Consider the following 19387-nt stretch of genomic DNA (forward strand, 5'->3'; position numbering starts at 1 on the left):
TTGTGCAGGTCCGAACAGTTGAATGAATGACCAAAGCAGGATAAAATAATAAGGATGTCAATCATGTAATAATAGAGGAAAGTTACTCGATGACAGCAAAGAGATTGTTAATGAGGTGTTTGAGTGGACAATAAAAAAATGATAACCGAAGGAGTAAAAAGGGCCATTATTTTTGCCGTTTTATTCACACTAACGCTGTATATTCCAGGTTTGGGGATGATAGCCAGTCTTTTTCTTCTTCTTCCTTTTTTAGCGTACAGTGCTAAGTATCCAGCACGAACGGCTATAAGCTTTGCCGCCATCTGTTTGATTATTTCTTTGCTACTCGGCGGTCTGCCAGCAGTGCCATTTGCATTGTTGTTTATTATGACAGGAACAATTATGGGAAATATGATTCAAAAAAATCGGGACAAATTTTCTATATTTATGGCAGGAAGTTTAATTTTTTTGCTGAATATAGTTGTTTTATATGTAACGATTATGGGTGTGGCAGGAGATCAAGCGGTTGATATAAGCGCGTCATTCAAACAATCCTATGAGGATTCTGCCAAGTTAATGGAAAGCATGGGAAATCCTCTCCCGGAAGCGGCAATCGAGCAGGCCCAAGAAGTATTTGATTACTTGACCGCACTGATGCCGAGTTTGCTTGTGCTTTTCTCGTTAGGTTCCATATTAATTCTCATGGCTATTAACTTTCCAATTGCCAAGAAAATGGGTGTGGATGTGCCGACGTTTAAGCCTTTTAGAGAATGGCACGTGCCGAAAAGTATTTTATGGTACTATATTATCTTGTTGGTGATGAGCTTGGTTGCAGTACCAGAGAAGGGAAGCATGTGGTACTTTTTCTACATAAATATTATGTTTATGCTGCAATTTTGTTTGCTGCTTCAAGGATTATCATTTCTTTACTTTATAGCTCATTTGAAAAAATGGCCGAAGATTCTTCCAATTTTGCTAACAGTTTTTTCAATTCTCTTCCTTCCGCTCCTTTATATTGTGAGATTATTAGGTATAATTGACTTAGGATTCGACTTGCGGCAACGCCTTCAACGGAAAAGATAATTTGTTTAGGCTACTTTTATTTCTAGGAGCTGAAATGATGCTTTCTTATTATAGCAGGCGGAAAATACAATTTCCGTTATATGGTTTACTGGCAGTTTTAATTATTGTTTTTGCCGTACTTGCTACTTATAATTGGCCGGTAGCACTCGCGGGGTTTATTATAAGCGGGGGGCTGCTTTTTCTGCTGATCAAAGCGGAGGATAGTATACACGGAGAGGTTGAGCGCCATGTTACGACTCTCTCTTACCGATTAAAGCGTGTAGGGGAAGAGGCACTCATGGAGATGCCGATTGGAATCCTTCTGTATAATGATGATTACTACATAGAGTGGGCTAACACCTTTTTCTCTTCTTACTTTAAGGAAGAAGCATTGGTAGGGAAATCGTTGCATGAGCTTGCCGATTCTCTCATTACCATTATTAAAAACGAAAAGGGCGATGTGATAGAGCTGCACGATCGGAAGTTTGACGTGATCATCAAGCCGAAAGAAAAGCTTCTCTACTTGTTCGATGTAACTGAGCAAGAGGAAACTGCAAGAAGGTTTTTGGAGGAGCAAACCGTTTTATCGATTATTTATTTAGATAACTATGACGATTTAACACAGGGAATGGATGATCAGACAAGAAGCAGCTTAAATAGTATGGTAACCTCTATTTTAAATGATTGGGCCTTAGAGCACGGGATTTTTTTAAAACGGATTTCTTCAGAGCGCTTTTTTGCTGTACTCAATGAAAAAATACTGCGGAAGCTCGAAGAAACAAAGTTTTCGATTTTAGATGAAGTAAGAGAACGCACAGCGAAGCAGGCTGCGTCATTGACGTTAAGCATTGGTGTCGGTCACGGAGAGCTGTCTCTTCCTGAACTGGGAACCCTTGCTCAATCTAGTCTGGATCTTGCTCTTGGTCGCGGTGGAGATCAGGCTGCTTTGAAGCAACTCAATGGAAAGGTAAAGTTCTATGGAGGCAAGACCAATCCAATGGAAAAAAGAACACGTGTCAGAGCACGAGTCATTTCTCATGCTCTGCGTGAGCTCGTAATGGAGAGCGACAAAGTGATTGTCATGGGCCATAAATATCCAGACATGGATGCGCTGGGCGCTTCCATGGGAATTCGGCGTGTAGCAGAAATGAACGATCGCGAAGGATATATTGTCCTTGATTTTTCTGAGATGGACACGGCTGTCAAGCGGTTAATGGCAGAAACAAAAAAGAACCCGGATCTTTACTCGCGCATTATTGCTCCAGAAGAAGCATTCGATCTAGCGACGGAAAATACTCTCCTTGTCGTAGTCGATACTCATAAACCATCCATGGTTATTGAGGAGAAGCTGCTTCAAAAAGTGGACAAAGTAGTCGTTATTGACCATCACCGCCGTGGAGAAGAGTTTGTGAAGAATCCGCTGCTCGTTTACATGGAGCCGTACGCATCTTCCACTGCAGAGCTTATTACGGAATTGCTTGAGTATCAGCCGAAGGTCAGCAAGCTCTCGATGCTCGAAGCAACTGCACTATTAGCCGGTATTATTGTAGATACGAAAAGCTTTTCGTTGCGCACCGGTTCAAGAACTTTTGATGCTGCGTCTTATTTGCGCGCCCGAGGTGCGGACACAGTGCTTGTCCAAAAGTTCCTGAAGGAAGATATTGATACGTATATTCAACGTTCACAAATTATTGAGACCGTCTATTTCTATAAGGATGGCATTGCGATTGCCAAAGGAGATCAAGCTCAAGTATACGACTCTGTTTTAATTGCTCAGGCAGCCGATACATTGCTTGCGATGGATGGAGTGCAAGCTTCGTTTGTTGTCGCCAGGAGAGATCCGGATACAGTAGGAATCAGTGCTCGTTCACTTGGAGAAGTAAATGTGCAGGTAATTATGGAACAGTTACGAGGTGGCGGCCATTTATCGAATGCGGCCACTCAATTAAAAGATGTGACTGTTGAAGAAGCGGAAGAAATGCTTCAGCAGGTTATAACTGATTTATATGAAGGAGGCAACGAAGAATGAAAGTAATCTTCTTACAAGACGTAAAAGGAAAAGGAAAAAAGGGCGAAGTAAAAAATGTGGCGGATGGATATGCCCATAATTTTTTAATTAAAAACGGATTGGCAGTGGAAGCGACGGCAGGGAACAAAAAGACGCTGGAAGCCCAGAAGAAAAAAGAAGTGGAGCTTGCTCAGCAAGAGTTGGAAGAAGCGAAGAAATTAAAAGCGGTAATGGAAGAATTAACAGTAGAAATTAAAGCAAAGTCTGGCGAAGGCGGCCGGCTGTTCGGTTCTGTTACAACAAAGCAAATTGCAGAAGAACTGAAAAAGACACACAATATAAAAATTGATAAGCGTAAAATGGATCTACCTGAAGGAATTCGGGCGCTTGGCTATACAAATGTGCCGGTTAAACTTCATAATGAAGTATCTGCCACATTAAAAGTTCATGTTACTGAAGAAAAATAAATCATTTCATGCTAGAATAATAAGGTTGAAAACATGTGATCGGATCTTTCTGGTCACTTTTTTTTGACAAATAGACAGTTAGCGAAGAAAGAAACAACGCTTCCTGCAAGGAGGTTTAAGTGATGAGTGAGTTGTTAACCGACCGGATCCCGCCACAAAGCATTGAAGCGGAGCAAGCGGTACTTGGTGCTATTTTTTTGGAGCCTGCAGCTTTAACAGTAGCTTCTGAGATTCTCATTCCAGAAGACTACTACCGGACTGCTCACCAAAAAATATATAATACGATGCTCAAGCTTAATGATCATGGAAAAGCAGTCGACGTTGTTACCGTGACAGAAGAGCTGGCTGCAGCCAAAGACTTGGAAGATGTTGGTGGTGTAACCTATTTAACGGAGCTGGCTGAATCGGTGCCAACGGCAGCCAATATTGAATATTATGCCCGCATCGTCGAAGAAAAGTCGCTTTTACGACGGTTGATTCGTACGGCCACAACAATTGCTCAAGAAGGCTATAACCGTGAAGATGAAGTAGATGCTTTATTAAATGAAGCAGAAAAAAGCATCATGGAAGTGGCTCAGCGAAAAAATACAAGCGCTTTTCATAATATAAAAGATGTACTCGTGCGTACGTATGATAATATTGAAATGCTTCATAACCGGAAGGGGGATGTGACTGGAATCCCGACTGGATTTGCTGAACTTGATCATATGACTGCCGGTTTTCAGCGCAATGACCTGATTATTGTAGCAGCGCGTCCTTCCGTCGGTAAAACGGCATTTGCGTTAAATATTGCCCAAAACGTTGCTACAAAGACAGATGAAAACGTGGCGATTTTCAGTTTGGAGATGGGAGCGGAGCAGCTTGTTATGCGGATGCTCTGTGCAGAAGGCAACATTAACGCTCAAAACTTGCGTACAGGTTCCTTGACAGATGAAGATTGGCGCAAGCTGACAATGGCGATGGGAAGTTTGTCGAATTCAGGAATTTATATTGATGATACACCGGGCGTGCGCATTGGAGAAATCCGTTCAAAATGCCGTCGTTTAAAGCAGGAGCATGGCCTGGGTATGATTTTAATAGATTACTTGCAGCTTATTCAGGGCAGCGGTCGTTCAGGTGAGAACCGCCAGCAGGAGGTCTCAGAGATCTCGCGCTCCCTCAAGGCGCTTGCCCGTGAACTAGAAGTTCCGGTCATTGCTCTTTCCCAGCTTTCTCGTGGCGTGGAGCAGCGTCAGGATAAGCGTCCGATGATGTCTGATATCCGTGAATCGGGATCTATTGAGCAAGATGCAGATATTGTTGCTTTCTTGTATCGAGATGATTATTATGATAAAGAATCGGAAAACAAAAATATTATCGAAATCATTATAGCAAAGCAGCGGAATGGCCCAGTTGGCACTGTTCAGCTCGCTTTTGTTAAAGAGTATAACAAGTTCGTCAACTTGGAACGGCGTTTTGATGAAACAGGGTAACGAAAGGAGGAACTGGCAGCACCGACTGCCGGTTCTCTTTTTTACGAACAAATTGATTTTTGTCTAAGAAAACGTTCGTGTTCTTCGATTGACTTCTTTAGTTTTAACCTGTTAAAATAAATCTGGTATAAAAAATTAACAAACTAATGGACCCTTCGGAGGTGCTTATTATGTCGTCAGTAGTAGTTGTTGGAACACAGTGGGGCGATGAAGGAAAAGGAAAGATTACTGATTTCCTTTCAGAAAATGCAGAAGTAGTAGCTCGTTACCAAGGCGGTAACAATGCAGGACATACAATTAAATTCAATAATGTTACGTATAAGCTTCATTTGATTCCATCTGGTATCTTCTATAGCGATAAAATTTGTGTAATCGGCAATGGTATGGTCGTTGATCCGAAAGCATTAATTCAGGAATTAAAGTACTTGCATGACCATAATGTCTCTACAGATAATTTGCGTATCAGCAACCGTGCACATGTGATCCTTCCTTACCACTTAAAAATTGATGAAGTGGAAGAAGCACGCAAAGGTGATAACAAAATCGGCACGACTAAAAAAGGCATTGGCCCTGCTTATATGGACAAAGCGGCTCGGGTAGGCATCCGTATAGCGGATCTATTAGACCGCCAGGCGTTTGAGGAAAAATTAACTCGCAACTTAGAAGAGAAAAATCGCTTGCTTGAGCGTTTCTATGAAACGGAAGGGTTCAAAATGGCAGATATTCTTGATGAATATTATGAATACGGCCAGCAAATCAAACAATATGTATGCGATACATCAGTTGTCTTAAACGATGCTTTAGATGACGGACGCCGTGTATTATTTGAAGGCGCTCAAGGCGTTATGCTGGACATTGACCAAGGTACATATCCATTTGTTACCTCTTCTAACCCAGTTGCGGGCGGTGTAACTATTGGTTCCGGTGTCGGCCCAACCAAAATTAATCATGTGGTAGGAGTAGCGAAAGCTTACACAAGCCGTGTAGGAGATGGCCCATTTCCAACGGAGCTTCATGATGAAATTGGTCATCAGATCCGTGAAGTAGGCCGCGAATATGGAACAACGACAGGCCGTCCACGCCGTGTTGGCTGGTTTGACAGCGTAGTTGTGCGTCATGCCCGCCGCGTCAGTGGTTTGACAGATCTTTCTCTTAATTCCATTGATGTATTAACAGGTATTGAAACATTAAAAATCTGTGTTGCTTACCGTTACGAAGATAAAGTGATTGAAGAGTATCCAGCAAACTTGAACATTTTATCTAAATGCACACCAATCTATGAGGAGCTTCCAGGCTGGACGGAAGATATTACTGGCTGCAGAGCGTTGAGTGAACTTCCTGACAATGCACGCCATTATTTAGAGCGTGTATCTCAGCTTACCGGTATTCCATTGTCTACATTCTCAGTAGGTCCGGATCGCAACCAGACAAATGTTATTCGCAGTGTATGGGCATAAGAAGAAAATAGCTGTCCATTTCTGAATTTAAAAACCTTAAAATCGCTTATTTTCGACATATACTTCTTTAGATAAAGAAAGTAAGCGTAAAAAAAATCCGTTTTCTCTCTTGAGAAAACGGATTTTTTTGCAAGATAATTGAAGGGATTTTTTTACTTATTTTAACAAAAAAACAGGTCTTAGGCTTCTCTTGCTCATTTAAATGATTGTTTATTAGGTTTTTTAATTGTTTTCAAATCACTTTATTTTTTTCGACAATTTTTTTCAAAAACCTGTTGTCAGCTATTTAACTATGTGATAATATTAACAACGTTGTTAAGAACAAGCATAACTGCGAGCCATTAGCTCAGTTGGTAGAGCATCTGACTTTTAATCAGAGGGTCGAAGGTTCGAGTCCTTCATGGCTCACCATTTTTATGTAAAGTGGCCCCTTGGTCAAGCGGTTAAGACACCGCCCTTTCACGGCGGTAACACGGGTTCGAATCCCGTAGGGGTCATTTGGAGAAAAGCGAAAGGCGCTCGTTCAGTGCGTTAATGCATTAGAGCTTTCGATGAGAACTCTCTCAAGAAAGAGTGAATTAATGTACGCCACTAGCGCCTGTAGCTAGACAACCCATTATTCTTTAAAGTGGTCCGGTAGTTCAGTTGGTTAGAATGCCTGCCTGTCACGCAGGAGGTCGCGGGTTCGAGTCCCGTCCGGACCGCCATTTTAATAACCGTTTAATTTAATGAATCCTATTTTCCCAGATGACGGCCAAAACTTCCTGAATCGACTTCAATGTTGGCCGCATCATTTTTTATTAGGGCTCAATCGTAAAGCACGATGGAGTAAACTCCGAAGCGATGCTTTAGCAAACCCTTGAGTTTGCCGCTTGCTTTTACTTGTTGAAAGCGGATGGATGGACAAATGAATAGGAGTATGTGAAATATTTTATTAGGGCTCAGTAGCTCAGTTGGTAGAGCAATGGACTGAAAATCCATGTGTCGGCGGTTCGATTCCGTCCTGAGCCATCAAAGAAGCATTGCGACGATGATAACTCTCGCGGTGCTTTTTTTATTGTAAAGAAAAAAATTCCAGTTGCCTGAAAAAGATGAAAACCAAAGCTTTTCATGATAAAGTTATTGAGGAGCCATTTTAATAGTGTAAAGATACCGGGTCGTTTGTTTTCACAACGGCCTGTTTGCAGTAGTATTTACCATTTTTTTCTTAAACGGATAGAACAAACAGCTTTCTATAGGAAATATGTTAAAATAGTAGAATCATCTTTTCTTAAATTGAATGTTTTTAGAATGAAGAAGTGAGGAGAAGAACATGCAAAAGAAAATATTAGTTGTCGATGATGAGAGGCCGATTGCAGATATTCTGCAGTTTAATCTTAAAAAAGAAGGCTATGATGTCCACTGTGCTTATGATGGCGATCAAGCGGTAGAAATGGTGGAGGAACTGCAGCCTGATTTAATATTGCTTGATATTATGCTTCCGGGACGGGATGGCATGGAAGTGTGCCGGGAAGTGCGAAAAAAACACGAGATGCCGATTGTCATGCTGACAGCGAAAGATTCGGAAATTGACAAAGTGCTTGGCCTTGAGCTAGGTGCAGATGACTATGTAACAAAGCCATTCAGCACCAGGGAATTGATCGCCCGTGTGAAAGCTAACTTGCGTCGACACCAGGCGGCACCACCACAATCGGAAGAAGAAGAAGACACGAATGAGATTTCAGTGGGAACACTGACGATCCATCCGGATGCTTACGTTGTTTCTAAACGCGGTGAAACGATTGAATTGACGCACCGGGAATTTGAATTGCTTCATTATTTAGCAAAGCATATTGGACAAGTAATGACAAGAGAGCATTTGCTGCAAACAGTATGGGGTTACGACTACTATGGAGATGTCCGTACAGTCGACGTAACCGTTCGCCGTCTCCGTGAAAAAATTGAAGATAATCCAAGTCATCCTTCATGGATTGTGACAAGGCGAGGAGTAGGCTATTACTTGCGCAATCCTGAACAGGAGTAACGTACATGAAACGAGTTGGCTTTTTTCAGTCGATACAACTGAAGTTTGTATTAATTTATGTATTGCTTATTTTGTTTGCTATGCAAATTATCGGAGTGTATTTTGTAAGAGAACTCGAAGAAAAGCTTCTTACAAATTTTAAAACCTCCCTTCAAGAACGAGTCAATCTTCTTGAATATAATTTAAGGGAAGAAATGCTGAAGGAACGGACAGAAGAAACCCCGACTCTTGAGCAGGATATCCGGAGAATACTGGATGATTTTGCAGGACCAGACGTATCAGAAGTACGTGTTATTGACCACCGTAGCCGTATTATCGGCACTTCTGATTCCAATAGGCAGGGGATCATTGGCCAGAGAATTACTGACATTTCTGTGAAGCGGACGCTTTCTCTCGGCGCTGAAGAAGATAAAATGTATATTGACCAGCAATCGAATAAACGGATTTGGGTCTATACCTCTCCGATCATTTCCAATCGAGAAGTTATTGGAGCCGTCTATTTAATTGGCAAAGTGGAAACCGTGTTTGGCCAGTTGGAAGACATTAATGAAATCTTGTTTTCAGCTACTGCTCTTGCCTTAGGATTAACAGCTATTCTTGGAATTTTGCTGGCACGGACAATTACCCGTCCGATCAGTGACATGCGCCGTCAGGCTGTGGCACTCGGAAAGGGGAACTTTTCCCGCAAGGTAAAAGTATATGGACAGGATGAAATTGGTGAACTGGCGATTACATTTAATAATTTAACGAAGCGTCTACAGGAAGCACAGGCGACGACTGAAGGAGAAAGAAGAAAGCTGTCTTCAGTGCTTTCTTATATGACTGATGGGGTTATTGCTACCGATCGAAAAGGAAGAGTTATTTTAATTAACGAGCCGGCTGCAAAGCTGTTAAATGTTTCACGTGAAACAGTTATTTCACAGACGATCACTAATTTGCTCGGCCTTGAAAAGGAATATACGTTTGATGATTTACTTAACGAGCAAGATTCAGTCATTTTAGATTACAGCAACGATGACCAGCCGTATGTTTTGCGTGCCAATTTTTCCGTTATTCAAAAAGATACCGGATTTGTCAATGGTTTGATTGCGGTTCTTCATGACATAACCGAACAGGAAAAAATTGAGATGGATCGCCGTGAGTTTGTTGCCAACGTATCTCATGAATTAAGAACACCGCTTACAACGATGAGAAGTTATTTAGAAGCTCTGGCGGATGGAGCATGGCAGGATGCGGATATTGCTCCTCATTTTCTTGAGGTCACCCAGACTGAAACAGAGCGGATGATTCGTCTCGTTAATGATCTGTTGCAGCTATCGAAATTCGACAGCCGCGATTATCAGCTAACGAAAAAGGACGTGGACTTCACAGAGTTCTTTAACCGGATTATTGACCGGTTTGAGATGACGAAGTCGCAGGATGTTACCTTTAAACGCAAATTACCTCGCTATCCCATTTATGTCGAAATTGATACCGATAAATTAACACAGGTAATTGATAACATTATTTCTAACGCATTAAAGTATTCACCTGAAGGCGGACAGATTACTTTTAAAGTTGAAGAAAAAAGCGATCAGATTGAAATTAGTATCCGCGATCAGGGAATGGGGATACCGAAGAAAAATCTTGAGAGGATTTTTGAGCGCTTTTACCGTGTTGATCGGGCGCGTTCCCGTAAAATGGGCGGAACTGGCCTCGGATTAGCAATTGCGAAAGAAATCATTACTGCCCATGAAGGCCACATTTGGGCAACGAGTGCTGAAGGCAAGGGAACAACGATTTTCTTTACGCTTCCATACGAACTGTCTCAAGAGGATGATTGGTCATGAACTATGAAAAAATAAAATCAATCGGGTTAGCGCTGCTTGTGGCAATCAGCATTATCCTGACTTTGAGTATATGGAGTTACCAACCAAATTACGACACTATCAAAAGAGATAATATTCATGAAGTATCTTCAATCAGTGAGACAAAAGAAGCTTCTCACTTAGTTAAGCCGTCTACCGTGCTGTTTCATAAGGATGATGAGCATTATGGTTCTACAAGAGATATAGAAGTAGATGAAATCATGAAAGAAATACAAACATGGACATTTACAAACACCGTAGATGTATCAAGCAGAATAACAGAAAAGGAATTTGGTGAGTTACTCCATGGCGAAAATCGCCTGGAACTCTTGTTTCCTGCTTTTATTCCTTTTTACACAATGAGCACCATTACGACATTTGAAGATGACTCTGTACCGAATGCGGTGTTTGACCGAATTATTATCACTAATATAAATACGAGAGAGAAGCAGGCAACTGTCTATTTCGTATCGACAAAGGAGCGTCTTGTTTTTCGAAGTGAAGCCTCCTCAACAAACCTTTCAGCATTTAAAAAGCAATTTATTAAGGATGCGGAAAAGTGGGAGCCATATGTTCATTATCCGCTTGCCGCAAATGAACAATTGTTCCTTCCAGAAAAGCAGCCGGTGCTATCCAGTTATAAATACTTGCCGGATGAAATTGATATAGAGGACTTTAAGGATTTGCTGTTTAGTGATCCGAGTTTAGTAAAAAAAGGCTTAAAAACTAATGGTGAAGAATACACAGACGGCTCTACATTAATGAAGGTTGATTACCTTAAGAGGATGATTTTCTATGTCAATCCAGCCAAAGAGTCTGAAATTAATAATCCCGGAAGTTTGCATGACCTATTAGATAAAAGTATTAAATTTATTAATGAGCATAGCGGATGGACGGATCAATATCGACTGTTCAAGGCGACTCCAGGGTCTTCTGAAATTGGTTACCGTTTGTTTAAAAATGGATTACCGGTGTTTGACGGCCAAAGCATGTCAGCAGATCAAGACATGGCAGAAATCGTACAAGTATGGGGACAAGACAAAATTTATAAGTATACCCGTCCTTATTTTACGCTTGATATCTCCTTGCCATCCGAAGGAGAAGAGGTTACACTGCCGGACAGCGCATCTGCATTAAAACAAGTAAAAAAATTGGAGCACTTTAAACCCGCATTGCTAGAAGATATGGCGGTAGGATACCAGCTGCTTCCAGATCCGGAATCATCCAAAATACTCGTTCTTGAGCCTTCCTGGTTTTATAAGTATGGAGGGCGCTGGAAGCATCTTTCATTCACTGAGAAGACGGAGGGAAAAGTCCATGGATTGGAGTAAAACAAAAACAATCTTCATTACTGTTTTCCTCATTTTGGACATCTTCCTTCTAGCCGTGTTTCTTAATAAGCATAGTGCCAGCCAATTTGAATTTATTAAGGAAGCTTCCATTGAAGATAAATTAAAATCTTACAATATTGAATATGGAAAATTACCCGAAGAAGTAAGCGAAGAAACGATTCTCACGGCAAAAACAAAAAGCTTTACCAAAAAAGAGGTCAGTCTCTTGCAGAACCAGACGGTTAAGTTTCCGGACAATCAAACTGTTTTAGAAAGCCATCTGCAAAAGCCAATCAAGCTGGGGGAGAAGAAGCTGGAAGACCTTAAAGCATTTGTTGAAACAGAGGTTATTTTCGGTGATCAATATCAATACTGGGAGCTTGATAGCGAAAAAAATACGGCTATTTTTTATCAGCACTATAAGGATAAGAAGCTGTTTGAAATTAAAAATGGCAGGCTTGAAGTTCAGTTGAACAGCAATAACGAAATTATCGGCTATAAGCAGACCATGTTGGAGGACCTGAAAGAGAATGGTCAAGAGGAGAGTATTATATCTGCCCACCAGGCCATTCAAACGCTTTATAAAAATGGTTTAATTAAGCCTAACAGCAAAATTTCTGATGTAGAGCTCGGTTATTACACTTTTGTACATTTGACGGAACTACAAGTATTGACACCTACTTGGTACTTTAAAATTAAAAACGGCGAAAAAACAGAAAAAATGTTTGTAAATGCTTTTGACGGATCGATCTATAAGAATGAGGAAAACAGCTGATGATAGATGGAGTGAAGCAACATGACTTTGCGTTTTAGCGTTCTGGCAAGCGGTAGTACAGGAAATGCTTTCTACGTGGAAACGGAAGATCAGGCGTTTTTAGTAGATGCCGGATTAAGCGGCAAACAAATGGAAGGGCTGTTTGCATCCATTGACCGCGAAATTAAAAACTTGACGGGCATTCTCGTAACACATGAACATAGTGACCATATTAAAGGGCTAGGTGTGCTAGCTAGAAAGTATAAACTGCCGATTTATGCAAATGAAAAGACGTGGCAGGCAATGGACAAGCTGACGGGAAATATTGATACGGAACAGAAATTTACATTTGATATGGAAACGGTGCAAAGCTTTGGGAATTTGGATATTGAGTCATTCGGTGTGTCTCATGATGCAGCCGAACCAATGTTTTATGTTTTCCACCATGAAGGCAGGAAGCTGGCATTAATTACAGATACAGGCTATGTCAGCGATCGGATGAAAGGCGTGATTAACAATGCGGATGCCTACGTATTTGAAAGCAATCACGACGTTCAAATGCTGCGTGTAGGTCGGTATCCGTGGAATATTAAGCGCCGCATTTTAGGCGACTTTGGCCATGTATCTAATGAAGATGCTGCCGTTGCTATGAGCGATGTAATCGGGGACCGGACAAAGCGTATTTATCTCGCCCATTTGAGCCAGGATAATAATATGAAAGATTTAGCAAAAATGAGTGTGACACAAACGCTTGAAATGAAGGATATGCCGGTCGGAGAGCAATTTGAGCTCTTACACACCGATCCGAAAGTGCCAACTGTATTAACAGAGCTTTAATGAAAGAGGCCTGCCTGAAGATTTGTCAGACAGGCCTCTTTGTATTGCATTTTTGTTGAATTTTTCAACGGGAACGTTATAATTTGTGCTACATGGGGAAAATAACTGAGAGTATGTATTGGAAAGGGTGAGGTGTTTGGGCTATTATGATGATGGCAGAGCTGATGGTCGATATCAGCGAGGCCCTAGAAAGAGCGGCTACTTCCTAGCCAGCTTGGCCGGAATTATTATAGGGGCACTGCTTGTAATTTTAGCGCTTCCTAAGCTGGCCGATTATGATGTATTACCAAACGAACAACAAAGTGAAAACGTTCAAATTGAACCGAATAAGGAGCAGCCAAAAGGCCAAAATGTTTCGCTTAACGTCACCACAGATGTGACGAAAGCCGTTGATAAAGCACAGGATGCAGTCGTCGGGATTACAAATATTCAATCCGGTAGCTTCTGGGAAGGTGAATCTAACCAGCCGGCCGGGACAGGTTCTGGTGTTATCTATAAAAAAGCCGGTGACAAAGCCTACATAGTCACGAATAATCACGTTGTCCAAGGTGCACAGCAGCTTGAAGTTACATTGGCAGACGGAACGAAAGTCCCTGCAAAACTTCGTGGAACAGATATTTGGAGTGACTTAGCCGTTATTGAAATTGACGCAAGAAGTGTAAAGAAAGTAGCGGAATTTGGTGACTCAGACGCATTGAAAATTGGAGAACCAGTCATTGCTATCGGAAATCCGCTCGGTCTGGAATTTTCCGGATCAGTGACACAGGGAGTCATCTCAGGGCTGGAGCGTGCCATCCCAGTTGATATTAATAATGATGGGCAAGTTGATTGGCAGGCGGAAGTACTCCAGACAGATGCGGCCATCAATCCGGGTAATAGCGGAGGGGCCCTTGTGAATATTGCCGGACAGGTTGTCGGCATTAACTCTATGAAAATTGCCGAGCAGTCGGTAGAAGGAATTGGATTATCGATCCCCATTAATTTTGCTAAACCAATTATCAATAGTTTAGAAACGCAAGGAAAAATGGTTCGTCCGGCGATGGGCGTAACGCTCAGAAATGTAAATGAAGTACCAGCATATCATCAGCAGGAAACATTGAAGCTCCCAAAAAATATTACAGATGGGGCAATGGTCGAGCAGGTGTATCCAAATACACCAGCTGCAAAAGCTGGACTGCAGGAATTTGACGTTATTGTGCAGCTCGACGATCAAAAGGTACATGATATTTTAGAGCTTCGTAAGTATATGTATACAAAGAAAAAGGTCGGCGACAAAATGGTCGTGCATTTTTATCGAGATGGAAAACTGCACCAAGAGACAACGACACTCACTACTGAGGGGTCTATGTAAGTAGAAGACGCAGAAAAGCCCAATGCTTTTCTGCGCTTTTTCATGGTAAACTATACAAGCAAAGGAGCGGATAGAATGATTTATTGCTGTCAAGAACATACAGAGCTAGCACTGGATATTATCGTAGATGAATATGAAACGGCTCCGAAAATTGAAAAGCTAGAAGGCGAAAAGCGCTCGTGTGAATATTGTCAAAACGAGGCAGAATATGTAGTAGCAAACTAATATTCCCCTACAAGATGTGGATAGTTATTGTGAGTATGTGCATAACTTTTCGGAAAAATAGAAAAATAACCTGTGGATAAGTCAAAAAAGGCGACTTATACACAGGTTCACTCTTTTTTTAGGCTATTTGATGCAAGATGGTTCGATTTTTTTTGCTATAAGTCGTCATTTTGCGTAAAAAAGAAAATTTGACTAAATTTTCAGTCTGAAATAAAAGGGAATATTCAGATTTGTGGATATGTGGATAGTTTTGTGGACAACCTGTTTGTAAAGTGAGGAAATGCTGTGAATATTACAATCGTAACTGTTGGGAAGCTGAAGGAAAAATATTTAAAGCAAGGAATCGCCGAATATATTAAACGTCTTTCTGCTTACGCTAAAATCGAAATCATTGAAGTTGCAGACGAAAAAGCACCCGAAGAACTAAGTATAACAGAAATGGAGCAAGTCAAACAAAAGGAAAGTGAACGAATTCTTGCCAAAATCAGCCCAGACACCCATGTCATTGCGCTGGCTATTGAAGGTAAAATGAAAACATCCGAGGAACTCGCCAAAAATCTCGACCAACTTGCGACATACGGCAAAAGTAAAATTGCCTTTATCATCGGTGGCTCCCTCGGCCTTCACAAAGATGTGATGAACCGGGCGAACGATACACTGTCCTTCTCAAAAATGACGTTCCCTCATCAGCTTATGAGGCTGATTTTAGTGGAGCAGATTTACCGGAGCTTTCGGATTAATCGGGGGGAACCGTACCATAAGTAAGTGCAGTTTTTCTAGTATAGTAAAAGCAAGCCAATTTTGATTAAACAAAAACTGGCTTGCTTTTTATTATTTATGGTGTTGAAGTCATTGGTGTATCCGAAGAAAAAGTGCTGTGAGCTAAAATTTCGCTAAACTAAACGTTTGCTTGCCACTGAATAATCAAACATATTTCGGTTATGATAATACTTGCTGTTGCTGAATAACATTTTTAAGGGATAGCGGAGGGAATAAATATGGTAAAAGACTCGAATGCGCACAAAGAAAAAAGAAATGATACGAATAAGCAGCCAAATGAACAAAGACAAAAGAAAGGCAGATCAAATGCTCGCGGAGGAAGAAATTAAGCCATCCCGTAAAACAAGTATCCGTATCAAGAGTCAATAAAATATGTGCCTGTCACCCACACGTATTTTTTCGAATTTATCGACATTAGGCGGGCAGTGACAGGCACTTTAGTTCAATGGTGAGCCTTACCATAAGTAAAAGGGGTTTTTTAGATGGAATATTGGAAAATTTACGGGAAATAAAAAGGATTATTTATAGAAGCTCGAGGTTATTTAGGAAGGAAAATCCTACTTGTGTAATGAATTAGGCAACTGCTTCATCTACAGCTGAATGAAGTTTAGATATGAATGAAATGATTGATGAAGGGGTAAGACGGTTAAATTAAATCATACAGAATACCTATCCAAGGAAGACCACGAGGACGTACCTAGTGGTCCATAACACAAAATTTATTATTTGAATGTCACTTCCAGAACTGTCCATACGGTTCTCTGACTATTTTAAAAAGTGCTCTTCAAAATATTTCAATTGGTAATCTAAAGATATAGGATCGTTAAACATAAAGGCATTTCCATCCACTTCAATTACATGGTCGTTCTTCACAGCGGGCATTCCTTTATATAGATCCGTCTGTTGATAGGAATTATCTTGATCATTGTATTTACTAACAATTAGGTAGTCCCCAACATAGTCAGGTAATACCTCAAAAGAAATCATGTAGTAGCCTTCTTTACTTGTCATCTCCTTTACTTTTTCAGGCATTTTCAGACCCATTGCTTTATAAAGAACTTCTGTGCCTCTTCCCCAACTATCACCCAAAATACCCATATCCTTATCATAACTTTCCATTACAGTTACCGTTGAATCTTCGCCAATTTTTGCTTTAATTTCATTTCCTACAGTATTTGCACGCTTTTTGAAGTCATCAATCCAGCTTTGAGCTTCTTTTTCTTTATTTACCAACTTACCAATTTCTAAGTGCTGTGTTAAATAATCTACTTTATTATAAGTATAGGTAACTGTCGGAGCAATTTGTTTCAATTTATCCAGGTTTTTATTATCATTTGATCCAATAATTAAATCTGGTTTTAATTCAATAATTTTCTCTAAATTCTCATCTGACACGGCTGGAACATCTTTTAATTGATCTTTAAATAATGGACTTTTTTTAGCCCATTCATCCACCCCTACGATATTAACACCAAGTGCAATTAAATCGCCTGCATTGCCAGTCAAAACAACTACTCTTTTTGGATGAGCAGGTACTTTAATAGGGCCATTTTCAGATTGGTATGTAATCGTTTTATTTTTGTCTCCTTTACTTGCAGCCCCTGCTGACTCGCTCTTTGTGCTATGGCCACAGGCACTAAGAACAAGAAACAAAATTAAAATGAAAGGTATAATTAATTTTTTCAACTTAGGATCCTCCTTAATAATAGGTATCATCTCAATCTTCTTGAAAATGATATTGATAATCATTATCAATATAAGACTTTAGTATTTTTTTAGTTTTTTGTCAATAACTAATAGGAAAAAACTATCCATTTCTTAGCAGGTATTTTAATTTTATCAATGCTATCTTTAGCTTTTGCTTTTAAAAATATATCCGATTCGCTATTACCATCATTAGTGATCTTTTTATCCCCAAAAAGCTACCGAACATTTTTAGATTGTTTCCTTTCTTAGAGGAAATATTTGTATTTCAATGGATTTATAAATATGATTATCTTTATCCGGTAACAAAGCCTATAGGAGATGAAGAACGTGAGTATATTTGACAAATTCAGGAAAAAAGCAGAAGAGAAAGCTTATATTGAAAAAATAAAGGCTAAATTGGGTTGCGACTGTTCGGTAATTGAAGAGAAGGATGTTAAAAGTGTTATGAAAAATTATCATCAAGCTCTCCAGGAAGGCAAGAAAGAAGGATATACACCACTTATCATTATCCCTTCAGAGATGATGCTAGAAATCGTTGATACCGAGGCGGATGAAGGATACTCAAAGGATGACCGAGAGAGTATCATAAAGAAATCAAAGGATATTGATGTAAAGGCTTTGTTAAAGAGACTTCTTGATGAAGCGATGTCCATGGAAGAAGATGACGATGATATTACTGGCGAGTTCTCGTTAGAGGAACAGCCGGATCATTTTCTATCAATAGAAGAGGTAATAAATAAGAAAATAATTATCGCAAAGGTTCCCACGGATCATCCTTGGGAGGTAGCTGCATGGGTTCCAATGGGAGGGTTTAATGAATGTCCTATGCCAGAGGAACAAGTGGCAGTATTCAAATATTGGTATGAAAAATATGGAGCTATTCCGGCTTTAGTAACCACAGATGTATGGGAATTTTTTGTCGAAAATCCTCCTAAGACACAAGAAGAATCAGAATTACTTGCGTGGGAACAGTTTGGATTTTGTGGTGATATAGTCCTGCAAGGGGTGGGAACAGTAAATTCACTTGCAGGAACACTTATTCATTCTTCCGTATGGTATTTTTGGTGGGATTAAAAATGCAGCATTTTTTTGTGCGAAATAGAATGATACTTTGCTTGAGCCAGAGAAAAATTGTTTCGATTTTTACTATAAAAAATACAAATAAGTGTTCCTTTATTAAACATTTTTTATGTGTTTCTGATAATATGTAGATGAAAATAAAAAAGACTACATTACTATGAAAGTGGGTACAGCTTTGACAATCATTCAAAATATTATTGATTTCATCCTGCATATTGATGAACATCTAGTTGAAATCATCAAAAACTTTGGCGGGTGGTCATATGGAATTTTGTTTTTAATCGTATTTGTAGAAACGGGAATTGTGATTTTCCCTTTCTTACCGGGTGATTCTTTACTGTTTGCTAGCGGTGCTCTTGCTGCGATGGGGGCATTTAACATTATTTTATTATTCATTATCTTTTTTGCCGCAGCGGTAATTGGGGATACTGTAAATTATCATATCGGCAGGAAAGTAGGGACTACGATCTCAAATGGAAGTTTTATGGGAAAATTGATTAACCAAGATAAAATGATGAAAGCTGAGGAATTCTTTAACAAGCATGGGGGAAAAACAATTTTGATCGCCCGTTTTATGCCGTTTATTCGTACGTTCATTCCTTTTATTGCAGGAGCGAGCCGGATGAACTACCGTTATTTCTTGATTTATAATGTGGTTGGTGCCGCATTATGGGTAGGCATCTGTACGATATTAGGCTACTTCTTTGGCAATATTCCGATTATCAAAGACAATTTTTCAACAGTTCTCTTAGCCATTATCTTCATTTCTGTGCTGCCAGCCATTATCGGTATGATTCAGGGGAAACTGAAGAAAGCATAACGGTTTCATAGATGTGGACTTATAAAATGGTGAAAACGGTTCTTGAAAGGAAACGTATGAAAAATAAATCGATTATCGTTGAGGCTGCACATACAAAAGCAAGTTATAACCAAAAGTCATCAAAGTTACTCGGTCAAGCTGTTTATCAAATCGACGAAATAAAGGAAGATGAAATTTTCAGCCTGGT

General features: G+C 40.1%; 16 protein-coding genes, 4 tRNA genes and 1 pseudogene. 20 read left to right on the top strand and 1 reads right to left on the bottom strand.

Translation table 11 applies throughout. From position 1 onward, the window contains the following. Positions 1-123 precede the first annotated feature (123 nt). From ACH0BF_RS13810 to rlmH, 17 genes are all read left to right on the top strand, one after another. Complete coding sequence (locus tag ACH0BF_RS13810) at positions 124-1062, top strand: YybS family protein (protein ID WP_406909517.1); 939 nt, start codon at positions 124-126, stop codon at positions 1060-1062. 37 nt (positions 1063-1099) lie between these two features. Continuing rightward, positions 1100-3070, top strand: a complete 1971-nt coding sequence (locus ACH0BF_RS13815) for a DHH family phosphoesterase (protein ID WP_406909543.1) — start codon at positions 1100-1102, stop codon at positions 3068-3070. Then, positions 3067-3516 carry a 50S ribosomal protein L9 gene (gene rplI, locus ACH0BF_RS13820; protein WP_340851730.1) on the top strand — a complete coding sequence of 150 codons (450 nt, stop codon included), beginning with the start codon at positions 3067-3069 and terminating at the stop codon, positions 3514-3516. The genes ACH0BF_RS13815 and rplI overlap by 4 nt, the downstream gene beginning before the upstream one ends. Positions 3517-3638: 122 nt before the next feature. Beyond that, a complete protein-coding gene (gene dnaB, locus ACH0BF_RS13825) occupies positions 3639-4988 on the top strand; it encodes a replicative DNA helicase (RefSeq protein ID WP_120035748.1) in 1350 nt (449 codons plus the stop codon). Between the two features lie 170 nt (positions 4989-5158). Further along, complete coding sequence (locus ACH0BF_RS13830) at positions 5159-6445, top strand: adenylosuccinate synthase (RefSeq protein ID WP_120035747.1); 1287 nt, start codon at positions 5159-5161, stop codon at positions 6443-6445. Positions 6446-6780: 335 nt separating this feature from the next. Further along, positions 6781-6856: transfer RNA gene (locus ACH0BF_RS13835), tRNA-Lys, on the top strand. A 14-nt stretch (positions 6857-6870) separates the two neighbouring features. Then, a tRNA-Glu gene (locus ACH0BF_RS13840) sits at positions 6871-6942 on the top strand. Between the two features lie 133 nt (positions 6943-7075). Further along, a tRNA-Asp gene (locus tag ACH0BF_RS13845) sits at positions 7076-7152 on the top strand. A gap of 231 nt (positions 7153-7383) precedes the next feature. Continuing rightward, positions 7384-7456 (top strand) — tRNA-Phe (locus ACH0BF_RS13850). Positions 7457-7757: 301 nt separating this feature from the next. Continuing rightward, complete coding sequence (gene yycF / locus ACH0BF_RS13855) at positions 7758-8468, top strand: response regulator YycF (protein WP_120035746.1); 711 nt, start codon at positions 7758-7760, stop codon at positions 8466-8468. A 5-nt stretch (positions 8469-8473) separates the two neighbouring features. Next, entirely contained in the window at positions 8474-10297 is a 1824-nt protein-coding gene (gene walK, locus ACH0BF_RS13860; protein ID WP_120035744.1) for a cell wall metabolism sensor histidine kinase WalK, read from the top strand. After that, positions 10294-11646 (top strand): YycH family regulatory protein, encoded by a 1353-nt coding sequence (locus ACH0BF_RS13865; RefSeq protein ID WP_340851732.1) that lies wholly within the window; start codon positions 10294-10296, stop codon positions 11644-11646. The genes walK and ACH0BF_RS13865 overlap by 4 nt, the downstream gene beginning before the upstream one ends. After that, positions 11633-12421: a two-component system regulatory protein YycI gene (locus ACH0BF_RS13870; RefSeq protein WP_182917052.1), complete on the top strand. Its 789-nt coding sequence runs from the start codon at positions 11633-11635 to the stop codon at positions 12419-12421. Before ACH0BF_RS13865 ends, ACH0BF_RS13870 begins: the two co-directional genes overlap by 14 nt. Before the next feature lie 21 nt (positions 12422-12442). Beyond that, entirely contained in the window at positions 12443-13237 is a 795-nt protein-coding gene (locus ACH0BF_RS13875; protein ID WP_120035738.1) for an MBL fold metallo-hydrolase, read from the top strand. Between the two features lie 136 nt (positions 13238-13373). Then, positions 13374-14588, top strand: coding sequence for a S1C family serine protease (locus ACH0BF_RS13880; RefSeq protein ID WP_120035736.1), 1215 nt, complete (start codon positions 13374-13376; stop codon positions 14586-14588). Between the two features lie 75 nt (positions 14589-14663). Then, a complete protein-coding gene (locus tag ACH0BF_RS13885) occupies positions 14664-14813 on the top strand; it encodes a CxxH/CxxC protein (protein ID WP_120035734.1) in 150 nt (49 codons plus the stop codon). Positions 14814-15098: 285 nt separating this feature from the next. After that, complete coding sequence (rlmH, locus tag ACH0BF_RS13890) at positions 15099-15578, top strand: 23S rRNA (pseudouridine(1915)-N(3))-methyltransferase RlmH (RefSeq protein ID WP_340851734.1); 480 nt, start codon at positions 15099-15101, stop codon at positions 15576-15578. Positions 15579-16358: 780 nt separating this feature from the next. On the opposite strand, the gene ACH0BF_RS13895 is transcribed toward rlmH, so the two are convergent. Then, positions 16359-17279 (bottom strand): iron-hydroxamate ABC transporter substrate-binding protein, encoded by a 921-nt coding sequence (locus tag ACH0BF_RS13895; protein ID WP_406909518.1) that lies wholly within the window; start codon positions 17277-17279, stop codon positions 16359-16361. A gap of 348 nt (positions 17280-17627) precedes the next feature. On the opposite strand from ACH0BF_RS13895, the gene ACH0BF_RS13900 reads away from it, so the two are divergent. The 3 genes and pseudogenes from ACH0BF_RS13900 to ACH0BF_RS13910 all read left to right on the top strand — a co-directional run. Beyond that, positions 17628-18374, top strand: a complete 747-nt coding sequence (locus ACH0BF_RS13900; RefSeq protein ID WP_182917050.1) for a DUF4253 domain-containing protein — start codon at positions 17628-17630, stop codon at positions 18372-18374. Positions 18375-18555: 181 nt separating this feature from the next. Then, positions 18556-19200, top strand: coding sequence for a VTT domain-containing protein (locus ACH0BF_RS13905; RefSeq protein ID WP_259455651.1), 645 nt, complete (start codon positions 18556-18558; stop codon positions 19198-19200). 11 nt (positions 19201-19211) lie between these two features. Further along, positions 19212-19358: pseudogene (locus ACH0BF_RS13910) on the top strand (IS5/IS1182 family transposase); the annotation flags it as partial. Positions 19359-19387: the final 29 nt, after the last annotated feature.

It is taken from the genome of Pseudobacillus sp. 179-B 2D1 NHS (assembly GCF_045370945.1).
Lineage (GTDB): Bacteria > Bacillota > Bacilli > Bacillales > Domibacillaceae > Pseudobacillus.